Here is a 1,489-nt window from a genome sequence, read left to right on the forward strand (position 1 = left end):
ATCCTGCACCTCCTCGGCTACGACCATGCCGAGCCGGAGGAGCACGAGGAGATGTTCGGCCTGCAGGCCGAGCTCCTGGAGGAGTGGCGGGCCTCGGCCCCTGGTCCGACGCAGTGATCGCGGACATCTGGCTGCTCCTGGTGGCAGCCTCGCTGGTCGTGCTGGCCGGCCTCTTCTCCGCGGCCGACGCCGCGATCGGCGGGTTCTCCCACGCCCGCGCCGAGGAGCTGGTTGCCGAAGGTGCGTCGGGCTCGCGGCGACTGCTGACGATCCTCGACGATCCGGCGCGCTACCTCAATACCGCGCTGCTGCTGCGGCTGCTGTGCGAGACCGCGGCCATCGTGCTCGTCGCGCTGTGGGTCCACGACCTCTACCACGGCGACTTCTGGCCGGCGTACCTCACCACCGTCGGCGCGATGCTGCTGGTGTCCTTCGTGGTCATCGGGGTGGCTCCCCGCACGGTGGGCCGGCAGCACGACCAGACGGTGGCGACCCTGTCGGCCGGCCCCCTGTCCTTCGTCACCAGCATCCTGGGCCCGATCCCGCAGCTGCTCATCCTGCTCGGCAACGCGATCACGCCGGGCAAAGGCTTCCGCGAGGGACCGTTCTCCACCGAGACCGAGCTGCGCGAGCTGGTGGACCTGGCCGAGGCGTCGGCGGTGATCGAGTCCGGTGAGCGCAAGATGATCCACTCGGTCTTCGAGCTCGGCGACACCATCGCCCGCGAGGTGATGGTGCCCCGCACCGACGTCGTCTACATCGAGCGCCACAAGAACCTGCGCCAGACCATGTCCCTCTTCCTGCGCAGCGGCTTCTCCCGGGTGCCGGTCGTCGKGGAGAACCTCGACGACATCGTGGGCATCGCCTACCTCAAGGACCTCGTCCGACGCGACTTCGAGCAGCCCGACGTGGAGTTCACCCAGCGCGTCGACGAGGTGATGCGACCCGTCCACTGGGTGCCTGAGTCCAAGCCGGTCGACGCCCTGCTCACCGAGCTCCAGGGGCGGCGCCAGCACATCGCGGTGGTCGTCGACGAGTACGGCGGCACCGCCGGCCTCATCACCATCGAGGACGTCCTGGAGGAGATCGTCGGCGAGATCACCGACGAGTACGACGAGGAGGAGATCGACGTCGAGTACCTCGACGACGGCACCTTCCGGGTCTCCTCGCGCTATCCCGTCGACGACCTCGACGAGCTGGTCGGCGTCTCGGTGCACGACGAGGACGTCGACAGCGTCGGTGGGCTGATGGCCAAGCAGCTGGGCCGGGTGCCCATCCCGGGCTCCGTCGTCGAGGCGCACGGGCTGCGCTTCGAGGCCGAGCGGGTCTCGGGTCGCCGCAACAAGATCGGCACCGTCCTCGTCGCCCCGGTGTCCACCCGCGGCGCGGACGCCGACGACGAGGAGCGCGACGATGACTGACGACGACCTGTCCGCCGAGGACACCAAGCTGGTGACCCTGGCCCGCGGCACCCGGGCTCGCACCGGAG

2 protein-coding genes are annotated in these 1,489 nt (G+C 69.8%); both read left to right on the top strand.

The annotated features are described in order from the left end of the window. Positions 1-117 (top strand): rRNA maturation RNAse YbeY (locus ACXJKL_RS20980; protein WP_457208928.1); only part of this gene is annotated, 117 nt, incomplete at its 5' end. Beyond that, positions 117-1,421, top strand: coding sequence for a hemolysin family protein (locus tag ACXJKL_RS20985; RefSeq protein WP_457208929.1), 1,305 nt, complete (start codon positions 117-119; stop codon positions 1,419-1,421). The genes ACXJKL_RS20980 and ACXJKL_RS20985, both read left to right, overlap by 1 nt. The last annotated feature ends 68 nt before the right edge of the window (positions 1,422-1,489 follow it).

This window comes from Nocardioides sp. P5_C9_2, from assembly GCF_054049555.1.